This is a genomic window from Actinotalea ferrariae CF5-4, assembly GCF_000603945.1.
In the GTDB taxonomy this organism is placed as follows: Bacteria; Actinomycetota; Actinomycetes; order Actinomycetales; family Cellulomonadaceae; genus Actinotalea; species Actinotalea ferrariae.
This window is the reverse complement of sequence record NZ_AXCW01000594.1, coordinates 1-487: the sequence shown is the minus strand read 5'-3', so window position 1 is coordinate 487 and position 487 is coordinate 1. Positions and strand designations below refer to the sequence as shown.

The window sequence follows — 487 nt, the reverse complement described above, 5'->3', positions numbered from 1 at the left end:
GCGGTCGGACGCGCGGCCCTGGACGCCGCCGACGCGTCGAGCGCGCTCGTGGCGCAGGGCCCGGAGCTGGACGGCCTGCGGGTAGCGGTGGCGGAGCTGCGCGACCTGGTGCGCACGCACGAGGGCGTCGTCCCGCGGCAGCGCGCCGGCGGCGGCTCGGCCGTCCTGGCCGACGCGGCTACCCTCCCGCCCACGCTGACCATGCCCGAGCGCCTCGCGGTGCTGGACCAGGTCGCCACGCTCGCGGCTGACGTCTTCCGCGTCGCGCTGGAGGTGGAGGCGACGGCTGCGGCATCCGGGTCGGCGCTGCCGGGCCTGGATGCGCCCGCCCTGCAGCTCACGCTGCCCCGGCCGCTGGAGGCCATCGCGCCGGTCGCCCCGGCGACCCCGACCGCTGCCGACGTCCCCGCAGCGCCGGCGGACGGTGCGCCCGTCGCCGGTGTGCCCGGCGTGCAGGCGGCAGGAGAGCCCACGGCCCCGGTGCCGG

General features: G+C 80.3%; 1 pseudogene. It reads left to right on the top strand.

The features are described from left to right. Positions 1–487: pseudogene (locus tag N866_RS22295) on the top strand (hypothetical protein); the annotation flags it as partial.